The 23667-nt window shown below is 37.1% G+C and carries 16 protein-coding genes; 6 read left to right on the top strand and 10 right to left on the bottom strand.

Going from position 1 to position 23667, the window contains the following annotated elements:
• Together PLJ10_11935 and PLJ10_11930 are read right to left on the bottom strand one after the other, a co-directional pair.
• The coding region (locus PLJ10_11935) for an EF-hand domain-containing protein (protein HOK10355.1) at positions 1-2140 on the bottom strand (2140 nt) is incomplete at its 3' end.
• Between the two features lie 86 nt (positions 2141-2226).
• Complete coding sequence (locus PLJ10_11930; protein HOK10354.1) at positions 2227-2676, bottom strand: hypothetical protein; 450 nt, start codon at positions 2674-2676, stop codon at positions 2227-2229.
• Between the two features lie 154 nt (positions 2677-2830).
• Between PLJ10_11930 and rpoN the strand changes: the two genes are divergently transcribed.
• Positions 2831-4330: an RNA polymerase factor sigma-54 gene (gene rpoN / locus PLJ10_11925; protein ID HOK10353.1), complete on the top strand. Its 1500-nt coding sequence runs from the start codon at positions 2831-2833 to the stop codon at positions 4328-4330.
• Positions 4331-4350: 20 nt separating this feature from the next.
• Here rpoN and PLJ10_11920 read toward each other — a convergent pair whose 3' ends face one another.
• Positions 4351-7542, bottom strand: a complete 3192-nt coding sequence (locus PLJ10_11920; GenBank protein HOK10352.1) for a glycoside hydrolase family 2 TIM barrel-domain containing protein — start codon at positions 7540-7542, stop codon at positions 4351-4353.
• 128 nt (positions 7543-7670) lie between these two features.
• Here PLJ10_11920 and rfbC point away from each other — a divergent pair, with 128 nt between their 5' ends.
• From rfbC to PLJ10_11905, 3 genes are read left to right on the top strand one after another with little or no spacing between them, the layout of a single operon-like run.
• Entirely contained in the window at positions 7671-8237 is a 567-nt protein-coding gene (rfbC, locus tag PLJ10_11915; GenBank protein HOK10351.1) for a dTDP-4-dehydrorhamnose 3,5-epimerase, read from the top strand.
• A gap of 20 nt (positions 8238-8257) precedes the next feature.
• On the top strand, positions 8258-9799 hold the full coding sequence (locus PLJ10_11910; GenBank protein HOK10350.1) for an ABC transporter substrate-binding protein: 1542 nt from the start codon (positions 8258-8260) through the stop codon (positions 9797-9799).
• Entirely contained in the window at positions 9796-10743 is a 948-nt protein-coding gene (locus tag PLJ10_11905; GenBank protein HOK10349.1) for a CRISPR-associated endonuclease Cas3'', read from the top strand. The genes PLJ10_11910 and PLJ10_11905 overlap by 4 nt, the downstream gene beginning before the upstream one ends.
• Before the next feature lie 32 nt (positions 10744-10775).
• Here PLJ10_11905 and PLJ10_11900 read toward each other — a convergent pair whose 3' ends face one another.
• The 5 genes from PLJ10_11900 to PLJ10_11880 form a co-directional block, all read right to left on the bottom strand.
• On the bottom strand, positions 10776-11774 hold the full coding sequence (locus PLJ10_11900; GenBank protein ID HOK10348.1) for a uroporphyrinogen decarboxylase family protein: 999 nt from the start codon (positions 11772-11774) through the stop codon (positions 10776-10778).
• Positions 11775-11817: 43 nt separating this feature from the next.
• Positions 11818-14691 (bottom strand): excinuclease ABC subunit UvrA, encoded by a 2874-nt coding sequence (gene uvrA / locus PLJ10_11895; GenBank protein ID HOK10347.1) that lies wholly within the window; start codon positions 14689-14691, stop codon positions 11818-11820.
• A gap of 46 nt (positions 14692-14737) precedes the next feature.
• Entirely contained in the window at positions 14738-16615 is a 1878-nt protein-coding gene (locus tag PLJ10_11890) for a hypothetical protein (protein HOK10346.1), read from the bottom strand.
• Between the two features lie 97 nt (positions 16616-16712).
• Entirely contained in the window at positions 16713-18134 is a 1422-nt protein-coding gene (locus PLJ10_11885) for an aspartate aminotransferase family protein (GenBank protein ID HOK10345.1), read from the bottom strand.
• Positions 18135-18214: 80 nt separating this feature from the next.
• A complete protein-coding gene (locus PLJ10_11880; GenBank protein ID HOK10344.1) occupies positions 18215-19042 on the bottom strand; it encodes a PspC domain-containing protein in 828 nt (275 codons plus the stop codon).
• A 231-nt stretch (positions 19043-19273) separates the two neighbouring features.
• Here PLJ10_11880 and PLJ10_11875 point away from each other — a divergent pair, with 231 nt between their 5' ends.
• Positions 19274-20977, top strand: coding sequence for a CoA-transferase (locus PLJ10_11875; protein HOK10343.1), 1704 nt, complete (start codon positions 19274-19276; stop codon positions 20975-20977).
• 81 nt (positions 20978-21058) lie between these two features.
• Here the strand turns inward: PLJ10_11875 and PLJ10_11870 are convergent, their stop codons facing one another.
• The gene (locus PLJ10_11870) at positions 21059-21787 is read right to left on the bottom strand and encodes an HAD family hydrolase (protein ID HOK10342.1); all 729 of its coding nucleotides are present in this window, start codon (positions 21785-21787) and stop codon (positions 21059-21061) included.
• Positions 21788-21818: 31 nt separating this feature from the next.
• Complete coding sequence (locus PLJ10_11865) at positions 21819-23216, bottom strand: hypothetical protein (GenBank protein HOK10341.1); 1398 nt, start codon at positions 23214-23216, stop codon at positions 21819-21821.
• A 124-nt stretch (positions 23217-23340) separates the two neighbouring features.
• On the opposite strand from PLJ10_11865, the gene PLJ10_11860 reads away from it, so the two are divergent.
• A partial coding sequence (locus PLJ10_11860; GenBank protein HOK10340.1) for a response regulator occupies positions 23341-23667 on the top strand: 327 nt, incomplete at its 3' end.

The following is a 23667-nucleotide window of genomic DNA, read 5'->3' as shown; positions in this document are numbered from 1 at the left end:
GAGTTCCTTCAATCACACCTTCACCTTCTGCAAACACAAAGTCTTCACAATCAAGTGCACCGTTCTGATTTAAATCCACCGCATTTAATTGGTCAACTGTTATATTTGAATTCAAGTTTTGCAATTCTATAAGCGTAAGGGCACCATCATTATTCCCATCTAATCCTGGCAATAGGTTATACAACCATTCTACTTTAGAAAACTCTTCAAGAGATAACTGATTATCGCCATTTGTATCAACCAGCCCCCACAATGACAAAGCGGTATCACTCCAACCTGTAATGGCTTTAAGTTCTTCCTTGGATAATAATCCATTTCCATCTGTATCACCAAACATAATCAAGATATAATAATAATGCGTAATATCCTCAATATTACAAGGGGGTTCGCCTTCATAAGTACCTGGACAAAGTGGGCAACCACCACCATTTACTGCCTGATTAATATCTAAAGATGCAAGTATAAAGGTATCTATATCCGTGGGTGCAGACACATAGGCTTTATATTCACCCACATTACAAACTCCATCAAAATCGGGGTCACCTGCTGATGTAAGATATTGCCCAGCTGTTAGATCATATTCATTAAGGGTAAATGTTGTCCAGAATAATAGTGTATCAATGATACTTACAACGGAGTTGATTAATGACTGCTCCCCTGTCGTTAAAACCCCAGCAATTACATTAATAAAAGTAGTAGGTGTAAATACCTGTCCAATAAGGGGAATAGATTCCCATTTTCCTTGAGCCACAACACGATTATTCATGTATGCGTTCTTCACACAGCAGAAAACAGGCAATTCCGGATGGGCAAGAATATAATCCAATAACCTTGCCTGAGCCACATCATACATTCCATTTCCGTCTATATCAGCTGTGTCAGGATTTAATCCAAGCCAGGTAGCAAGTCCATACAAACTACGTAATGCAGTTTCAAATCCCGCACTTACTGCGGTCTGATTACATGTATCCCAACACCATTCAGCATAGCAGGATTCTGGAAGTGGACCCATCATCTCGATGCAGTCAAGATAGCCATTACCATCAACATCATGCTGATTAAATTGGTCTTGCGTAATCTTTGAACTTAATTGTCTTATTTCTGTTAGAGTTACCTGATTATCTCCATTTGAATCAAGGTTTGCAGGTAAAAGTCCACCCAAACGATTACTGGCTACAAATTCATCAAAGGACATAAAACCATCACCGTCTTTATCAATTAGCCACCATCCTAAATCTAAAAGGAAACCTGTTACAAAGGCTTTTAATTCATTTTTTGTTAACTTACCATCACCATTTGTATCACCAAACATTACTAACAATGCAAAATAGTTTTCATCAGAACGCATATTACAAGGAGGTGGACCTCCACCTTCGCCTTCACCTTCAACGGCTCCTTCTGTCCCACAAGCAGGACAACCACCGTAATAATCTGTAATACTACTATTAATAGCCGCATTCACAAATGCATCAAAGTCAGCAGGTGTGTTCAAAACCCATGCTTTGTATTCACCAATATTGCAGACACCGTCCAAATCCGCATCACCTTTGGCATTTAGATAAACAATATTTGAGCCATCCAATTCTAATAAGGAAAGGTCGGGTAAGTCAGGAATTATCCAATTCAACGCTGATAGAATAGTATTAATAATCGCTGTGTTCCCCATTGTTGCCAGTGCTGCGAAAAAGGTTTTCATACCTTCAAGGTCTGGTGGCGTTCCTAAATAGGATGGCCAGCCTGCTTGTATAGCAAGAGCCAACGCTTCAACCTTCAAACGATTGCCTACATAAGCCCAATAAATACAATTACGGGTAGGTATCCCACCAATCAATGAAAAACTTTCCATAATCGTATCGAATAAACGAGCCTGAGCGGTATCCTTCATCCCATCAAAGTCCAAATCAAGATTATCAGGATTTCCTCCAATTAATGGGATTTTCGTATATAATTCCCTCATTGAATTTTCAAAACTTTCTGTATACAGAGGACCTGGTATTAAATTACTGCAATTAGGAATATTACAATAATCTACCTCTGCGTCTGTTTGTGCTCCTGCTGGGCATATATAAATAAAACAACTAATTAATAAAGCCCATAAAATCCAACGTACTTTCTTCAAATTTAACTTCCTGTTATTCATTTTTTTATTCTCCTTCTATTAATTTTAATTTCTTTAAATTGTACCACATAAAAGTTATTATAAACAACTGGAAAATTAATTTTTATTTAACATCGTAAAGGCGGGGATATATACAGGATATCAACTGTCTTAACATTTCTCTCCAAATAATTTTTTAATACACGTAACATCTGTATTTCTTCAAATTCGTTTTCATCAAAACTGTTCGTTTCTTTACTTTCATTTACACTTTTGTTTATATCCTCATATCGTATATGTAAACACACATACTGGTTCTTAATATTTCTGGATTTTGGAACGTTCCCATCATTCTGTTTCATCTTGTTCACAATCACACACAAATCACATACATCAACCTTTGTGTCCCCATTAACATCGTTATTTAATATAGTAACATCTAATCCATTCGTTTGAGTGAGAATTGATGTTAATACAGCCTGCCATGCGACCACATTCGTTTTGCTATTTAAATTTATCCCTGATAGCGAATAAATAATCAATACTAATATAATCAACACATGTAAACTAAATTTCATTATTTAGCCTCTTACCTTCTCTTGTTATAATATTATAACACAAATATGAATTAATTAGTATCAAATTTTCACTTTTTTGGTAAAATATTTTATGTAATTTTGTAAATCACTAATTTCAATTATAAACAAGAGCGATTCGATAGGGACAAATTTAATGAAGTTAGAAGCCAGACAAACATTACAACAACGACAGGAACTTCAATTATCCCTATTTCAGACTCAATCCTTACAAATTTTACAAATGCCAATTTATGAATTAGAACAATATATTCATCAAGAGGCAGATGGAAACCCTCTTATCGAATTAGAATATCACGATCTGGTAGAAACGCCAACAACAGACGATTTATTTGAGACAGAAAATACCTCAACCATTACCGAAACTACACCTATTCATACTCGTGACGAACCTGATATCGATGATGAAAATGATTATGAATATGAACAAGAAGAAGCCAATCAGAAATATTTTGATTTAGAAAAAGATGATGATAGATACAAAAATCCCACAAATTTAAGTTATAACCCCGATATAGACGAGTGGGCAGAAAAACGCTTTGCAAACCAAAAATATCATGAGTCATTAAGAAGTTTTCTAATAAAACAACTAAGAATAGATACAGACAACGAGAAAGAGATTGAAATTGGCGAAAGCATTATAGCGAGCATCGACCAAAGAGGTTATTTTGTTGGTGATATTGAAGAAATTGCAAAAGCATTCAATACCTCAACGGAGGACATAGAAAAAATACTTAAAAAAATCCAGAGTCTTGACCCTCCTGGCGTAGGTGCCAGAGATTTAAAAGAATGCCTTTTAATTCAAGTAAAACGTCTTTTCCCTGATAATCCCTTCTTACAAAAACTGATTGAAGAATATCATGATGAGATTATTCATCGGCAAATATTGAAAATTGCAAAAGGATTGAATATAAAACCCCATGAGGTCGAAGAACTCATTAAACTACTCCGAGACACATTAAATCCTTATCCTGGACATGAATTTGCCGAGGAACCTGAATATATCATTCCAGATATTATAGTAAAGATAAATGAAGAAGACGAGATTACTATTGAACTGGAAGATAAAATCACCCCGAGTATCAAAATCGTAGAAACAATACCTAAGGAACAAATAAAACGTTTACCCAGTGAGGATAAGGCTCAACTTCGCAAATATAAAGAGTCTGCCATACGCCTCAAAAGGTGTATCGATTTAAGAAACTCTACCCTTTACAGAGTTGCCAAAGAAATCGTGACCCTACAGGAAGATTTTATCAGAAATGGTGTTGAATACTTAAAACCAATGACATACAAAGATATTTCCAGCCGATTAGGAATCCATGAATCCACAATTTCAAGATGCATTGCGAAAAAATATATGTCTACCCCTCAAGGAATCTTTGAATTAAAATACTTCTTCACAGGGGGTAAAAAATCTGAAACCAGCGAGAAAGAAATTTCATCACGGACTATCAAAACAATCATTCAACGAATCATTGATGAAGAAGACAAATCAAAACCATTGAGCGACCAGCAAATAGCCGAACAGGTTCAAAAACAAGAAGGCATTAAAATAGCACGAAGAACCGTAACCAAATATCGAGAAGAAATGAATATTCCAAACGCATTTGAGAGGAAAGTATACTCAAAATAAAGTTTCTGTTTTCTTCATAACTAAAACTTCTCTGATATATATTTTCTATATAACTCCCTAAATTGATTTCGCGAACCTGCCTTTATAGGTAGCATTACAAACGAATACTGATACTTCTTCGGTTTTATCTGATATTCCTCATGAGGCAAAGCACCCCAACTATCATCTCCACCAACTCCCATTTGTAAATAATCAATATTTAATGTCTGAAAATCCCTTTCTGGCAATTCATAATCATGCATACTATTTTCAATATCTTCCATGGAGCAATGCCATATACTGAACTCCATCGGTTGCAATCCGACTATCATCATCCCATTATCTTTCTCATCTAACAGTGTTATCCAACGAACCTCTGTCCGATTCCCATTTTCTTGAGGACGCACATAATGATGAAACATCTCTTTTGCACATAACGCATATTCCCGAATAGGTGCACCTGTTTTACGGTCACAATAATTCTCATGGGGTCCTCTCCCATACCAAATAACTGATTGCAAATCACAAGCCACTTTCGTCTGCATTCCAATTCTCGGTATTTCTGGCAATTCAGCCCCCTTAGGAATAAATTCATATTGTATAAATACCTCCCCTTTATTCTTCACAAAATACTGAATAATTAATTGAGAACGTTCCGCAGGTAATTCAAACCCAAAACGAATTTCAATGTTATAATCATCTATCTTATTAATATTCCTAAACAACAACGTCCGTTCATAAGTTGATTTTTTCCATACATCAAGCCTCCATGGCATATTATTTCCACGGTCATTATCCGTCGGAGGTCTCCAGAAATTTGGTATCATTTCCCCTGTAATCATAGGTTTGCCAAAAGCAAAGTATGACGTCAATAATCCCTTATTCCAATCAAACACCAAATTAAACATTTCATTCTTTAACGACAATACATCATTCTTCTTTTCAATCTGAATAGGATACTTCTTTACTTCTTCTTGTAAAACACCCTGAGTTTTCGAACTACTGTTTGACCATGGTAAATTCAGTTGTTCCCACGCAATTGTAAAGCCCGCATCTGCCCATAAAGTTGGTTCTTTCAACTTAAATTCCATCAAAAGCCGATACTCCGCCCCAATAACAGGATTTACTTTCTGGAAAGGAATAGTAACCTCACACTCGGACTGCGGAGGCACAGAAAGAGAAGGTAACTTTCCTTCTTGAATAGGGACACCGTCTTCTTCAAGTGTCCAGACCCAATCAAATGTTTTTAAATTTATAAACCCATAATTATTAATAACCTTTACAATTCCTCTCTGTAAATCAACTGGCTTCACCTTTATATTCTGATAAACCTTCCTAACCTCATATAACCCTGGATTCGGTTTTCGGTCAGGTTGAACTATTCCATTACAGCAGAAATTTCCATCATTAGGTTTATCCCCAAAATCACCTCCATACGCCCAGAAATATTTCTTCCCCGTTTTGCCTGCCACCTCTTCTGGCAAAGGCTTTTTAATCCCCTGGTCAGCAAAATCCCAAATACAAGCACCTATTAATGTCTTATGGGCTTCAATCACATCCCAATAATCCTGCAAATTGCCTGTGCTATTTCCCATAGAATGAGCATACTCACAAAGGAAAAATGCCCTCTCTGGATTATGAGCCACAAATTTGAGCATATCCCAAAGTGGCGTGTACATCTCGCTATGGACATCCGCTATTTCATTCATCCGTTCATAATGAACAGGACGTGATGAGTCTATCTCGCGAACCTTCTTCGCACATGCTTCAAAGTTACATCCACTACCTGCTTCATTTCCCAACGACCAAAATATAACACATGGATGATTTTTATCACGGTGCACCATCGCTTCAACACGTGCAACATGTGCCTTCTCCCATTCAGGTTTATTTCCTAATGTTCTCTCCAATTCATAACCCATCCCATGGGACTCAATATTTGCTTCATCGATAATATATAATCCCCATTCATCACAAAGGTCATACCACATTGGCTGGTCGGGATAATGACATGTACGGACAGTATTAATATTATGCCTTTTGATTATTTTTAAATCCTCTATCATCTGCTCCTTCGACATAACATGAACAGATTCCGCACAAATCTCATGGCGGTTTACTCCCTTTAATTTTACTTGCTTCCCATTAATATAAAGAACCCCTTTTTCTATCTTTACCTCACGAATACCGAGTCGTTGTGGATAAACATCAGCAAGTTTGCCCTTTTCGTGTAGCCTGATAAAACACTGATATAAATACGGTGTTTCAGCTGACCACAAATACGGATTTTCTATATCAAATTGAGATTTAAAATGAACATGGCTTGTTCCATCTTCATGTTTTACGTCATTAATCTTCTCCGTAGAATAGGTACCCACCTTTTTCCCTGAAGGGTCTACAACATCAATGTCAATAATAACATCCTTTATATCCTTTTTAGAGATTCTAACCTGAATGTCGCATGAGACCGTAGCCTTCTGATAATTGTTAGACAACTCCGTTTTGAAAAAATAATCATCAATATGAACATCTGACAAAGCACAGAGATATACATCACGATAGATTCCACTTACCCTCCATTTATCCTGATCTTCAAGATAACTGCCATCACAATAACGAAATACCTGAACCGCAAGAAGATTTTCTTTTTCTTTCAAATACGGCGTAATATCAAATTCTGCAGGCGTCATACTGTCCTGACTATACCCAACAAATGTCCCATTTACCCATACATACAAAGCACTCATTGCTCCATCAAATACTAAATGAATTTCCCTACCTTTCCATGCCTCTGGAACCTCAAATATCCTACGATACGAAGATACTGGATTATCATCATGCGGTATATATGGAGGATTTACAGGCCAGAATGGATATTGAATATTTGTGTATATCGGCTTACCATAACCAAACAATTCTGGATGGGAAGGAACAGGAATCTCCGTCCAATTAGAATCATCAAAATCTACATGATGAAAATCTTTAGGCTTCTGCTCAGGAACGGGAACCCAATGAAACTTCCATGTGCCAGATAATGACATATAATAAGGCGATTTTGTCCTATCATTTGTAGATGCTAATTCCTCAGATGGAAATGGCATAAACGTGCAATGTGGAGGCATTTTATTAATTCCAATAATATCAGGATTTTCCCATTCCTCCACATTAGAATTTTCTGCCATACCCAACATGATAAAAACACATAAAATTAGAACAAAAAGTTCAAAAAACATAACCAACTCCTTTATTCTTTGGTAATATCAGTTAATCAATGTTAAAATACTACACATATAAAAATTTTGATATATTAAAAGGCTTTTAATAGTAAATATTCAACTACTAATATAAAAAAGGATTGCTTATGATTATAAAAGGTATTGAAAATAGCAGGCTAAAAGGGGCTATTCTCTTTAAAATTGGTACCTTCAATGATACCCGTGGATTCTTCACCGAATTATATCATCTGGAAGAATTAAAAAAAGTAGGGTTTCATGAAGACTTTGTTCAAGACAATTTAAGTAAATCGCAAAAGGGCGTTTTGAGAGGCATGCACTACCAGTTAGACCCTCATGGTATGGGCAAACTTGTATGCTGTCTCTCAGGAAAAATATACGACGTTATTGTCGACCTACGAAAAGGTTCACCTACATTTGGACAATGGGAAGGGTTCCATTTATCTTCTGATGATTTGAGTTTACTTTGGGTCCCTATAGGTTTTGCTCATGGGTTTTTAAGTCAAAGTGATAATACACTCGTATTATACAAATGCACCTCGTTTTATAATATGAATGCAGAACGTTCTTTATCTTACGCGTGCCCACATGTAGCAATTCAATGGCCTGAAGAACCTTTAATCATCTCTGAAAAAGATAAAAAAGCACCTACACTCGAACATGCAGAATATAATTTCGTGTACAAAGAGATTTAATTCTCGGATATTTTCAACCTATGTCATTTATCTTTAACCTTGTGAATAAAATTCGCAAATTAACAACTCTACGTCCATTAAATACTCTTTATTACATCTTCTTATCTCTTCTTACAATTGCTTCCTTATTTTCAGCACTGGCTCCACACCACACACAAACATTCATCTCAAAGGGGTTCCTCAGCCTATTTTCATTTCGGGCACAAACATTAAAATTTGTATACCCCATGAACGAAGACATAGAGATAGAAACTCTAAAACTCTTAAAAAATAATCTTTTACTCAACAAAAAAATCAATATAAGGGAAATTGAATGTGATAAAAACACTTCCCCCGTTGAGATGCTATCTCAAGGTAAAGGTGATATCACTATAACCACTTCCGTGTCCTACCTACGTAATAGACAAAATATTGCAACACTCGTCACAGCTGGTGAAAAACTATTTAACATCATCTCCCCTAAAAATTACAACATCACCGAATTTTCACAGTTAACAGGCAAAAAAATCGGTTTTCAAGGGGACATACCTCTCGCCATATACCTAACGGAAAAACTCATACAATTCTACAACTTTGATGTCCCACCAGAACTTAAAAAAATAAAAATTGACAATGTAGAAAAAGCCTTTTCAAATGGTGACATAGAAGCTGTAGTCTGGGTCGAGAATATTCGTTCACAAGGAATTCGTCAACTATTAAGTAAGCCATGGTACAACATTGTTCTTATTGCTCAAATAAATGAATTTGCCAAAATAACACCTGGCATATATACAAAAGAAGTGGTTTATTCAATAGAAACAGAAAAGGCTATCAATACAATAAATATTCCTGAGTTCTTAATCGTCTCAACTAAAGTACCTACTTCATTAGTCCGTGCCATTCTTGACACATGGTTTTCACCTGAAATAATTTCAATAGTCTATAATAACCATTATGATATAACTAACGCATTACCTCCTCCCTATGTGACTATTCACCCAACTGCTGTAAACTACCTTGAAAAGGACAAGCCTTTGACAAAAGATGAATTAAAAGCCCTCATTACCTCCTTCTGTTCTATTTTATTCTTTATAGTAATCACAAAACACATCTTTACCTTATGGAAAAAAAGAAAAAATAGACCTTACATTATTGAGTTAGAAAAAAGATGGGATGAAATCTCATCACTAAAATACCAATGGGACATCGACTCTACCAATGAAAATATCTTGAAACAAATCAAACAATGTAAATCTATCTACCAGTGGGTCGTTCAAAGTTATAAACAAAGATTCATCTCCGAAAAAGATGCCATATTAATCATCAGCAATTTACTGCAACAATTAATTGAATTTAATGAACGATATTTAGAATATATTGAGAAGAAAAAACAAATCGAAGAACTATCAAAAGAACCACCAAAATTGCCTGAAGAAAAAACAGAGCCGAAGATTATTCCTGATGAAAAAGATAAATACTTAAAACAACCACCTGAAACCATCACTGTAAAAGAAGACAAAAAAGAAAACCAAATGTTATTATTTGAACCTACGATAGAAACTGAAGAAAGGAACTCCCAATGAAATATCAATATGTGGCTGACTTACACGAAGGGGATGAAGTTAATGATTATTTCCTTTTTGTTCATAAAGACCTAAAAACGCAACCATCAGGTGAAAAATTTTTAGGGTTTGCAGTTCGTGACAAAACGGGTGAAATCGGTGGTATTGTCTGGGAAAAGCCAGCAGAAATAGCACGGAAAATCGAAGTAGGAGATGTTGTCGTTGTCAAAGGCACGGTAAAGGTATATAAAGAACGACTCCAAATCCATGCAAACAATTTAATCCCATTAGGAAAAGGTCAATATTCCATCGAAGATTTAACACTGCCCGAAGAACCCATTGAACATTACCTAAAAGAATTATGGGCTATTCTTGACTCCATCCAAAATCCCTGGTTACAAAAATTAATCCAAAGCATTCGTGACGATTCCAACTTAATGGATGCCTTAATATGTGCACCCGCTGCAAAAAAATGGCACCATGAATTGCGTGGTGGATTAATTCGCCATTGCTATGAACTTATGAGTCTGGCACTGACCTTATGCAAATTTTACCCCAATATCAACAAGGATCTACTGCTCACTGCCTGTTTCCTGCATGACATCGGCAAAATACACGAACTCTATACAAATCAATTGTTTGTTGACTATACCGACTGTGGAAAACTTATCGGGCATGTAGTAGAAGGAGCAATGATTGTTTCCGAAAAGATAAAGAATATAAATGGTTTCCCTGAAGACTTAAAATTACATCTTCTTCATTGTATTTTATCTCATCACGGTGAATATGAAAATGGTGCACCTGTTCTCCCCAAAACATTAGAGGCTGTGGTACTTTATCATTTAGATAACCTTGATGCTCAGGCTTTCGCTATAACACGAATTGAACAAGAAACTATAAAAAAAGGTGAAAAATGGTCTGAATTTATACCCTTAATATCAAGACAAATTTGGACAAAGAGATAACCACGAATAAAAATTGCTTTATTTCCCCATAATTAAAATTCGATAGGGGTACATAATGCTTTCAAATTTTCATTCGGCGTTCCAGATGGTATCTCGCAACCCGCCCCTATCATAAGGGGATACCCTACTTCCTTATACATCTGCTTTAACTTTTGAGAAATAACTTCTGGCGTAGAATCCATAACTTCTCGCACAGGGTCTAAATTAGTAGCAATCACTGCATCTTGCCCAAGAACGTCACGGGCTTCTTTCAATGGCACAAACCAATCTAAGTCATACACATCACAAGGTAATTCTTTCCAGTATGGAAGTAGATGCCGTGTGTTTCCACAAATATGTAGCCTCACATACCCACCAGCATCTTTTATCGCCTTCATTAATCGATATTCATGTGGAAAAATCAAATCATAATACAATTGAGGAGACACTTGACTTGCTATTGCATCACCAATCCCAATAGTATCTGCCCCCTCCTTCAATTGAGCCAGTGCAAAATGAATAGCGGTATCAATACAAAACGCCATCAACTCATTAGCATAATCAGGCTGAACCAACAAATCCGTAAGAAAATTTGTAACACCTCTTAAATCTGCCCCTTCTGCTGCTGGTCCTTCTACCCAGCCCATCACTGAATATTCATCTTTTACTCGACGTCTCATTTCCCGAACAGCCTGTATACGGTCATACATACGAGGTGACTTATAAGGGTCTGGCGGTTGTAATCTCGTAAAATCTTGGTCATCTTCTAAAGTCGGTTTTACACATCTCGGAACAGCATCTTCTGGAAATACCAATTCCGCTCCAAAACCAGAAGTCTCCCGAAACGGGTCCGAAATAGTACTCCATTGGTCCATACCAAAATCTCTAACACAGGCTTCATTTGCACGGACAAGCACCTCATAATTCTGAACAAACTGACTATAATTTGAACCAATATGATGTGTAGCAAATGCCATCAATATAGGAATGCGTGGTAAAAAATCAACGGGTTCTTTCTTTATTGTTCGGATATACCTTTCCAATGAATTCATTTACTCATTTCCTCTTAAAAATATGTTTTAATTTCTTTATATTTTATTTCATATTACCATATTTTTTATTAGAAATATAACTCATCTTTCTTCTTAGATGTTCACCCGTATACGAGCCCTTGACTTCCATAATTTCTGATGGTGTTCCTTCCGCAACAATTTTTCCACCTTCATCTCCTCCCTCAGGTCCAAGGTCGATAATCCAATCTGCTGTCCGTATAACCTCAAGATTATGCTCAATGACAACGACCGTATTGCCCAAATCAACCAATCGATGCAAAACTCGTAAAAGGCGGTCTACATCAACAGCATGCAAGCCCGTCGTAGGTTCATCCAAAATATAGAGCGTGTTCCCTGTATGCCTCTTTAATAATTCTGTTGCTAACTTAACTCGTTGTGCCTCACCCCCTGATAAAGTTGTCGCTGGTTGACCCAAATTCATATATCCTAAACCTACCTCAAACAGCGTCTCCAAAGGCTTTGATATCTGGGGAATATTTTTAAAAAACCCCAAAGCATCTTCCACTGTCATATCCAGCACTTCCGCAATATTCTTCCCCTTGTATTGTATTTGCAAGGTGTCTCTGTTATATCGTTTACCATGACACGTATCGCAAGGGATATAAACATCTGGCAAAAATTGCATCTCAATAGTTAAAAAACCATTGCCTTCGCATGCTTCACAACGACCACCTTTAACATTAAAACTAAAACGTCCTAGAGAATAGCCTCTCGCACGAGCCTCAGGTGTCTTACTAAACAGTTCACGGATAGGGGTAAATAAGCCCGTATATGTTGCTGGGTTAGAACGGGGTGTCCTACCTATTGGAGATTGGTCAATATCAATAACCTTGTCTACGTTCTCAATCCCCTCTATTTGAGTGTAATACAGTTTCTGTTCGGGTTTCCTACCTAATATCGCATATTTCACCGCAGGGTAGAGCGTCTCATTGATTAAACTCGATTTTCCCGAACCAGAAACACCTGTCACACAAATAAATAACCCTAATGGAAATGCCACATCAATATTCTTCAAATTATTTAATGAAGCACCTCGAAGAATAAGCCATTTATCTCTTGGTTTCCGTACTTTCTCTGGGCAATACACTTGGAATTTTCCCGAAAGATATTTTCCTGTCCATGACTCTTTAGACTTCTCTATCTTGGACGGCGATCCCTGAGCAACAACCCTCCCTCCATGAACACCAGCACCAGGACCCAAATCAACAACATGGTCTGCTGAACGAATAGTCGCTTCATCATGCTCCACAACAATCACAGTATTCCCCAAATTACGTAATTTCATCAACGTTTCGATAAGCCGATGCGTATCACGGGGATGGAGCCCTATACTGGGCTCATCTAAAACATAAATAACCCCAACCAATCCCGAACCTATCTGACTTGCAAGCCTTATTCGTTGAGACTCTCCACCTGATAACGTCCCAGCAGAACGGTCTAACGTCAAATAATCCAAACCCACATCAGCAAGAAACGATAATCGCAATCGAATCTCTTTCAGTATCCGTTCCGCTATTTTCCTATGAAATTCTGAAAGATGTAAATCCTCAAAGAAGGAACGTGCTTCCTTAACAGACATTCTTGTCACTTCGATAATATTCTTCCCACTTACCTTAACAGCACGAGATTCAGGACGCAACCGTGTACCCTGACAGGCACGACATTCTCGGACAGCCATATAGTTCTGTATCATCTCACGGGCACGAGTCGAATGCGTTTCCCTATATCTCCGTTCAAGATTAGGAATAACCCCTTCAAACGGTTTATACGTTTCATACGTACTATTTGCCATCCGATAATTAAAATGAATAACTTCATCCCCTGACCCATACAGGATAATATCCTTTAACTCATCCGGTAAATCTTTCCACGGAATAAACGGACTGCTCCCATAATGTTCACACACCATCCGCAATGTCTTCCGATACATAGAATCAAGCACAGGCCGTTGACTCCACGGTTCAACCGCACCTTCCGCAATCGACAATTCAGGATTGGGCACTACAAGTTCAGGGTCAATCTCCATAACTGTGCCCAATCCTGTACACACAGGACAGGCTCCATTAGGATTATTAAACGAAAACATCCGTGGTTCTAATTCTTCTACTGAAATATTACAATCAATACAGGATAATCGTTCACTTTGCATAAGTTCTTGGGCTTGACCCCCAGGAACTTCATACCACACACGAATTAACCCATTCCCTAATTTCAAAGCCGTTTCAACCGAATCGGTCAATCGTTTCTGTATCTCAGGCTTCACAACAAGTCGGTCTACTACAACATCAATATCATGCTTTTTATACCGCTCCAATGTTATCTCATCATCAACATGATAAATGTTCCTATTCACACGGACACGAACAAAACCAGATTTTTTTATCTCCTCAAAAAGCTTCGTATAATTCCCCTTCCTCTGGCGAACTAATGGAGCCAATATTTGAACCTTTGTTTGCTCTGGAAATCTTAAAATATTGTCAACAATCTGTTGTGAGGTCTGAGCAGAAATAACCTTTCCACACTTATAACAATACGGCGTTCCAACCCTCGCAAAAAGAAGACGAAGATAATCATAAATTTCAGTAACAGTACCAACCGTAGAGCGAGGATTACGATGCACCGTTTTCTGTTCAATAGAAATAGATGGACTTAACCCTTCAATCAAATCTACATCCGGCTTCTCCATTTGTTCCAAAAATTGCCTCGCATACGCAGATAAACTCTCTACATAACGCCTCTGCCCTTCCGCATAGATAGTGTCAAAGGCAAGGCTCGATTTACCCGAACCACTCAATCCTGTAATTACAATTAACTTATTACGTGGTAAATCAAGGTTAATATTTGCAAGATTATGTTGCCGAGCACCTCGTATAATAATATACTCTGAATTCTTCATTGATGACTGACCGAACCTATAAATAGATAAAGATTTCAGTTAGATGTTATTGATTCTGCCCATTATTTCCTGATTCTGTTGGTGTTTCAACACTAACAGACGCATTCTCAACGATATTCCCATCAATAATAATATCCCCGTTACTTGTCTGCAATAAAATATTACTTTTACCGTCTCTTAACTGCGTCTCTGCTTCCTGCTTTGTTCTTGAAAACAACCCTGTCAACGGTATTGCAGAGTCGATAATCCCATTGTATGCAACCGCTTTGATCTTACAATCTGCATCAGGGGGGAATAACATGCTGATATTCCCTTTTTCCACCATAATATCAATATCACCATATATCCCGTTCATTGCTAAAAAATATATATCGCCTTCTTGCACTCGACCAAAAACACGAGCATGTATATCCTCCATATTAACTTTAGATTGAAACGCTGTAATATTAATCGGAGAATTAACATTTTTCAAAGATGCCACACCATTACGAATAGTAATCTCACCATCTCCCTCAACTTCTTCTACTTTAATATTCCCCTTCTGATTGGAAAGGAAATAAGAACCTTTACATTTTGAAAGGGTTATCAAACCAGAAGACTGGTTTACTCTCAAAGACCCTTGTATATTCTCACACGCAGTTTGTCCATCATTCGATTCAATTACAACCTCTATACCCACAGGACAAAACACCTGAACATCCACTCGCCAATCAAAGGATGTATCTATGTTTTTATCAAAATTACCTCCACTTGTTACATAAACTCGATTATCGGTTCTATGAAAGTTCGCCGTGACCTTCTCAAGCATTGTCGGTGCTCTATCTGCCGACGATACCCACACTAACCGCGTCGCTTTAACTTTTACCTTGGGCTCTTCAGATGTTAACAAACGAATATCCCCTTTCTGATTATTAATAATCAGAACATCCCCAGATGTTATACCCTCTTCCCATGTGGATATTTCACTATAAGGTTTAGCGTTGGATATCACAGTCGTCAAATCTGATATAGACGCTTCGGTTTTCGAAATGGCTATTTCCGAAAATGTTGCTGAAACATCCAATCTACACGTCGCTTCAGGATTCTGTAAATTGACTACATTTAATGCCCCTGTTGTTTTTTGAATAACAGACAAATCCGTATTAAATGTACTACTCAGTAAACTGCCTTTAATATCAATATTTTGCACATCATCTATCTGAACAAACACCCTACCACTATCACTATGAAGAGAAAATCGCCCTACACCTAATTTTTGAAGTTTAACACTGCCCAATAAATTGTAAATATTCATATCTCCTGAAATATCTGAAAATTCCGCAACACACCTCGAAAGATAAAATGTACCACCATTTGTTATCCGTCTAACCTTCACAGGAAACTCACCCTGCATCCGTACTGAAACGTTACCATTTATATTTTCAAGTTCGACAGCACCATATTGATTGTTTAATGTTACATTTCCACCAATACCCACCACTCGAGTATCTCCAAAAAAATTATCAACAGACACACTCGCAGAACGAGGAACCGTTATAACATGGTCTACCTTTATATATGAGACTTTAGCCTCTGGAAAATGGTTCTCTATCGAAATAACATTATTTTCATTTATAACTTTCGGTTGATATTCGTTCAATACCTGATTCAAAGATTCCTGTTCCTGACTCCCAACAGCAAGTGTCGTAGAAATATGAACAACAGGCTCATTCCACGATTTAATCTCTACTATCCCAAATTCATTACTAATAAGAAAATTTACATTTTGAGCAACAGGAAACTGATTTTCATACGTACGCTCCGTTTTATAAGGAATAGATTGTTCTACACCAAAAAGATTAGACCTTAAAACCTCATCAGCATACGAACCAATTTGGTGTATCCCTTTCACAACACTATCCAATCCACTCCTTACACTCTCCATCCACTTTTCTTGAGCATTGGAGACAAACATAAAAAGAAATACATATACAATAAAAAAATAGAGTTTTTTGTTCATAAGATTAGCATAATAATAAAAATTATTTCCCTTTTAGATAGTTCAACAACGTTTTCAATATATTTAATCCATTTACAGGAGCATTTGGTTCATCAAGAACAATATTCTGCGATTCACTCTTAAACATATTTGCAACAATTTTCCGCACTTCTGACTCAACCAAGCCTCGTAATGGGACGTTTGCCATCATTCCATATGTCGGTGCTTTCGACTGTTTTGCAAGTTCTGGATGCTCTTTCACCTTCTCAACCGCCTCTTTCAAATCACGAATATATTCATCAACAATTTTCTCATGTATAGGGTTAATCATAAAATGGATACTGGGAGGTTTTTGCTGGCGGTCAATGTGCCACCCTTTTTCCTCTAACAAATCCGCAACAGAATAAATATTTACTCGTTCATCTTTACTACAATAAGCAAATAAAGGTCCCTGAGGGTCTCCAATAATTTCTAACTCCGAAATCGATTTTATCCCTTCTTGAAACCTCTTAATCACCCCTATTAATTTTTGTGCATTTTCCAGATATGTCTCCTGCCCCATTCTCATAAGGGTTGCCCAAGCAGATGCAATAGCACCACCAGGTCGGGTTCCCGTTATCCCTGGCGACATAAATATCCCTCCAGGCCAGTTTACATAAACAAAAATTTGATGCTTCATTATCTCTATCGAACGATATAAAATTACCGACGCACCTTTAGCTGAATAACCATATTTATGCAAATCTGCAGAAATAGACGTTACCCCTGGCACTCGAAAATCAAACCGAGGAATAGCCTCTCCTAACCGCTCAAACCATGGCAAAACAAAACCACCTACACACGCATCTACGTGCAACCCTAAATTATATTTAATTGCTAATTCGCTCAATTCTTCAATCGGGTCAATAGTTCCATAAGGATAATTCGGTGCAGAACCTACCAACGCAACCGTATTGGGTGTTATCCTCCGTTCCATCGCTTTAATATCTACTTTTCCTTTTTTATCCACTGGGGCATGTATCATCCTTATGTCAAAATATTCACCCGCTTTCTCAAACGCCACATGTGCAGTATCTGGCAAAACAACCTCAGGCACAAAGTAACGCTTCTTACGTTCCTTCCTCGCTTTATCCCTATATGTTTTCATGGCTAATAAAATACTTTCCGTCCCACCAGAAGTCATACAACCTACTGTCTCACTATCCCCATGAAGCAAAGAAGCCGTCATTTGTACCACTTCGGATTCAAACTTCCTCAAACTCAAAAAAGCCATCGGATTTAGTCCATTCTCATGGATATACATCCCGTACGCCTCTTTTATTAACTGAGAATGTTCCTCTGAATGATGAAATACCAAACTAAATATCCTTCCTTCCTCCCAACGAGCATCATTCTGCCTTGCAGATTCTAATTCCTTCAACACTTCATCTGAAGTCTTACCCTTCTCAGGAATCATCATTACCATATTTCCTTCCTTCTAATCATTAAACTTAAAAAAATTATACCAATATCTATATCTAATGTATCATTAAAATGACGAACATGTCATATTACTATATCCCTAATAACATCAACCGCATCGACAATAAGCCAAACACATAAACTTACTATTAAAATAAATTCTAAAAAAACAAAAAGGGCTATTTGAGCATCCCTCAAATTCCTAAATGTCTTATCCCACTCATTCTTCAAAGGTAAACCTCCCATACATCCACATAATAAACATGTCCAACAAAAACAAAGACATATCATAATATTATAGTTATATGCATCATATAATAGTCTGCTCTTCTCCGAAAGATGACTTACATAATTATAGTGAATATACTCAATTCCCTTTAATATTAAAACTGAACATCCAAACACCGCCATCAAAATCAATATCGTAAGAAATATTTGCCATATAAAAAACCCCCACTGTACCGACGTGCCTCTATATATACCAGACCTAAAATATAACCAAAAATAAAATGCAATATATAAAAATAAACCAATCCCCAAAATAATACCCAACATAACAAATAATAATCGTATAAACAACACAGGCAACTTACTTCTCAAAGAAATACCACTACAAACACCAAGCCATATCCCTCCCTCTCGATTTAATATCAAAACTTTCTTTGCATCCTTAGGATGAATAATCTTCCTTGCCTGAACCTCAGGTGTATCAAATTGTTCTTCTAATATACGGATTAACTCTTCATCATTAATATAACTTCTTTCATTTTGTCGTAATGCAGAATAAATCCTTTCCTTGAGTTTCGCAAGTATTTCCTTCTTATAATTTTCTCCTATACTTGCACCTAACGCTTTATCTACCTCTGATAAATAATTATCAATTATATTTGCCTGTCTCTGTGTCAGTATCACAATCTTTCCTTTTGTTAATTAAAAAATATATTGATTACAAATTATTATATAAAAACTAAACCTATTTTGACTCAAAATTGTCTAATACTTGCCCAAAATTATAACAATTAAAAATTTCACATACCTGACAATAAAAACAATAAAAAAAATTAATTTATGAAATGTGCATTCATAATTTAATATAATCTTTCCGCAAAAATAAACAAAATATTTATAAAAGGTTAATAAACTATGAATTTGTTCACAAAACTCCAACTTTTATATCTAATTGCACGATGGAGAGCAACTTGGGATTGGAGAAATACAAAAAAGGCAGTACGTGTCCCTGGTAATCCCAAATTTATGAGTGCCCGTGAAGCAGTTTCTTTAATACCCGATGGGGCTGTCATTGGCACATCTGGACTTGCAGGGAATCAACGTGCATCCCTGATATGGTGGGCAATTCGAGAAATGTTTGAAGAAACTGGCAAACCCAAAAACCTAACCATCGTCAGTGTTGGAGGACAGGGAGGAAGAGGCAAAATACCCGGAACATTAGAAGAATTAGGCTTACCCGGATTATGCACCCGATTTTTTACCGGGCATACCGAGACATTTAAATCCATCTTAAAATTAGCAGACCAAGGGCTATGTGAACTTCATATCATCCCTCAAGGAACCCTTACCTTGATACTTAAAGCAATGGGAGAAGAAGGAAAAAACTATATCATTAACAAAACGGGCATTGGCACATTTATTGACCCCCGTACAGGACGAGGCACACCCGTTTTGAACGGTAATAAACCGCAATACGTATCCGTTGTCAACGACTCACTTAAATATGAAATCCCCTGGTTAGATGTTGCGGTATTCAATGCACCATCCGCAGACCGTGAAGGCAACATATATATTAAAAACTGCGTTCTAATCTCAGAGAGTTACGAAATTACCAAAGCAGTAAAAAGACGTGGTGGTATTGTAATAGCCAATGTTGGACAAATCGTTGAAAAAGGTTACGATGAAATTTTCCTACCTGCATCAGACATTGACGCCGTTGTTGTATGGAAAGGAACAGAACAAACTGGTGGAGTAAGACATACCCGCTATTGGGATTTTATCACACTAAACAGCAAAACCCCTATTGATGAAGGTATCGCAAGAGTTCGCTTTGTAAATAATGTCCTCGGAATTACACCACGACGAACACCTGCCGATGAAGTCTTAGCACGTCTCTCCGCATCAATATTCGTACAATATTCTAAAAAAGGTGATTATGTAGACATCGGCGTAGGACTGCCAGAAGAAACATCTCGACTCCTCTACGAAAGTGGTGCCATGAAAGATATTACACTCATGACCGAAAGCGGAGTATTAGGTGGCTTACCAGCACCCGGAATATTCTTCGGTGCCTCTGTAAATCCAACAGAAATTGTCTCATCTGCAACCATTTTCTCACGAATGTATCAACGATTAGATAGTGTCATTCTCGGTGCTTTACAGGTGGATGGTGATGGAAATGTAAACGTATCAAAACGAGGCGAAGGTGCTATTAATTACGTCGGGCCTGGTGGTTTTATCGACCTAACCACCGCCGCAAAAAAAGTCTTCTTCTGTGTTGCATGGGGAAATCAAGCAAAAATAAAAATTGAAAATGGAAAAGTAAAAGTACTAAGTCACGGTCAACCTAAATTTATAGAAAAAGTAGACGAAATTACTTTTAATGGAAAAGAAGCCTTAAAAAATGGCAAACAAGTCTTTTATATAACACACATCGGTGCATTCGTTTTAACCGAAAAAGGAATGGAATTACGCTGGGTTATGCCTGGAATTGACATTCAAAAAGACATCTTAAATGTAATTAAGATGCCCGTCGTATTGCCCGAACACGGACCCATAGTGGTAGATGAATCCATCGTAACTGGTAAAAACTTTACACTAAAAATTGAAAATGAATAACCATCATAGATAAATTCAACCCGGATACACCCCTCTAAAAAACAACCTTCAATTGAGGTTCTTCCTCTTTACATATCAACATTAATCATAATAATGATTGAGGATATTAGGTAGTTCTTGAATATAACTTAACCAATCTGAAAATTGGAAATCAGCAATTGTTCTACCAAGATATTTCATAGTTGCCCCGGTAAAGAGACATGCCTTCCCTCCTAATTGTTTTATACCAATAATATCTGTCAGTTCCAGGTCACCAATGTGTAATAATTCCTCTGGTTGAACACCTAATTCAACTGCCGTCTTCTCAAACATCACAGACTGTGGTTTGGATACTCCCTCTTCATCTGAAAAACGATACGACGTAATATATTCAGTAAAACCATGTATTTCGAGTAATTGTTTCAATGACGACCCAGGCGAAATCCCAGTATCTGATATTAAGCCCACAGGAACAAATTGAGCCGTATATCGAACCGCTTCCAACGCATTCTCAATCGGTTCAGGCTGAAATACAAGGATTGCAGTCGCAAATTCTTCTGCAAGATATTTTCGGTCCTTATCATGTAATTCTAAACCAAGATTAAGACACACAATATCAACTGCATCTTCTGGTGTAAGGGTTCTCTGCTCCTCAATATGGCATCGGCTAAACTCCCTACCCACAACAGATAAGGCTTCTAACGCATCCTCCAATGAGATACGCTCCTTGACAACATCCAATATCGCCTTTGCCCTATATTGACCTCGTTCCCTTCCAAAGGCATCTCTGAACAATGTTCCCCAAAAATCAAATGAAACCGCTTTAATCATAAGTACTATCTCTTCTCCTCTAAATCATCAACTATTTAATTCTTAAAATCTCTTTAATCTGACTTTGAACAGCACTGACCATCTCATCTTCAACCGTAGGCGACCAACCCACAGGTGATGCATATTGCTCCTGAATTACCTTAGCCTGATAAATACCTAATCTAACAATCTCACGCGTCGGTATATATAAATTGTGTTCACCCATATATGCAAACAACATAATAGGATGTTCATTACGAAAAGCATCCTTAATCCGCATACCAATCGGTGCACAAACTTCTCCCTGCAATGCTACAAAAATTAAATTGCCTATTTTCGCAACAATAGACTCTTCATACCTACACGGATATTTCCTACCGTCAGGATTTTGTTCTACAAGAAAACCATCATCAGTACATATTTTGTCTGAACTCCGTATCGGGAAGGGGATATTCTCTTTGTAATGCTTCAATACTGAACGAAGCCAGTTCGTATCACGGTCAGGATGTGGATACGGAACATAACCTATATCCGTAGGATAGAACAAAGAAAGTCGTTCCGCTTCTTCCCGTGAAATCGGTTTTCCCAACGATAAAGGAACTATTTGAAAAGAACTTCGAATATGACCATCAATAACCGTTTGCTTCCCTTGCACAATGTTAACAACCTCCTTTGCTAATTCTTCCCCATATCGTTGAACAACTGACAACGGAGCACTCATCATATTTTTCGTAAATTGATTTGCTCCACATGCATCCGCATACAAAACCAGTGCCCCAGCATATTCCTTCTCAAGATATTCAACTGCATATCCAACATGACCTGTATCTATAACATGATTTTGCCCTTCGACATGCAATGGATGTGTAGGATGATTAAAAAGTATAGCCATTGGACTGCCCGTTTCATCAATGACTTTTAAAACCTGCACCTCATAATCTATAGGAGCATTACCTACACTTATCAAATGATATACATACCCAAAACCAAACTCCAAAGACACCGAACTTTTTTCATTCCTTATCGCTTCTTGAATTAATTCAAATATCTTTTGGGCTAACCAACGACCATACTCAAAATTATCTGGAACAATCTGAATTGGAGCACAATGATTATGTGTTGCTAAAGGAATAAAATATTCCGGTGCTATCCCTAATTCCTGTTCTATCCGTTCCCGTAATATAGGTGTAGCCACATCAAGACAATTTAAATCGTATGTAACAATAACAAGCCTTTTCTCTCCATCATTTAATACAAGAGCCCTCGCATAAATATCCCTCCCAACGTGCGTCATCTTATTCCCAAAAACACCAACAGGCTCACGAGTTATATCAGGCGTAATTACAACCTTTGCAATACCTGCTGACATCCCATATATACAGTTACTAATGAAAAAACTTAACAACAAAACAATAACTCGCCATCTAAAATAATACCGCTTCTTTTCCATGTGACCATACCTTATATTATTTGTTTCTTTTATCCGTTTCTTATTATATAAAATAACACTTATAATTATTTAATTTATTGTTTTAATTTTGAATATTCAAATTTTATTGGGTTAAAATGTCGTGATGCCTAAACACAAAGAGAAAATATTAATTGCAGATGATGAATTAATTATTCGTGAAGTCCTTCATGAATTATTAACAGACGAAGGCTTCACAGTCGAATTAGCCTCTGATGGGGACAAAGCGTTAAAAATACTCTCTGAACAAAAAGAGATAGTCGTTCTATTTACAGACATAATGATGCCTAAAATGGACGGCATCACTTTAATCCACAAAGCAAAAGAAATCAATCCCGATATTGTTCCCATCATAATGACAGGCTACGCAACTATCGAAACTGCAAGAGCCGCTGTAAAAGAAGGTGCTTATGATTATGTATTAAAACCATTT

It is taken from the genome of Candidatus Hydrogenedens sp. (assembly GCA_035361075.1).
Lineage (GTDB): Bacteria > Hydrogenedentota > Hydrogenedentia > Hydrogenedentales > Hydrogenedentaceae > Hydrogenedens.
Note: the sequence above shows the minus strand (reverse complement) of the source record. Positions and strands in the feature narration are given on the sequence as shown.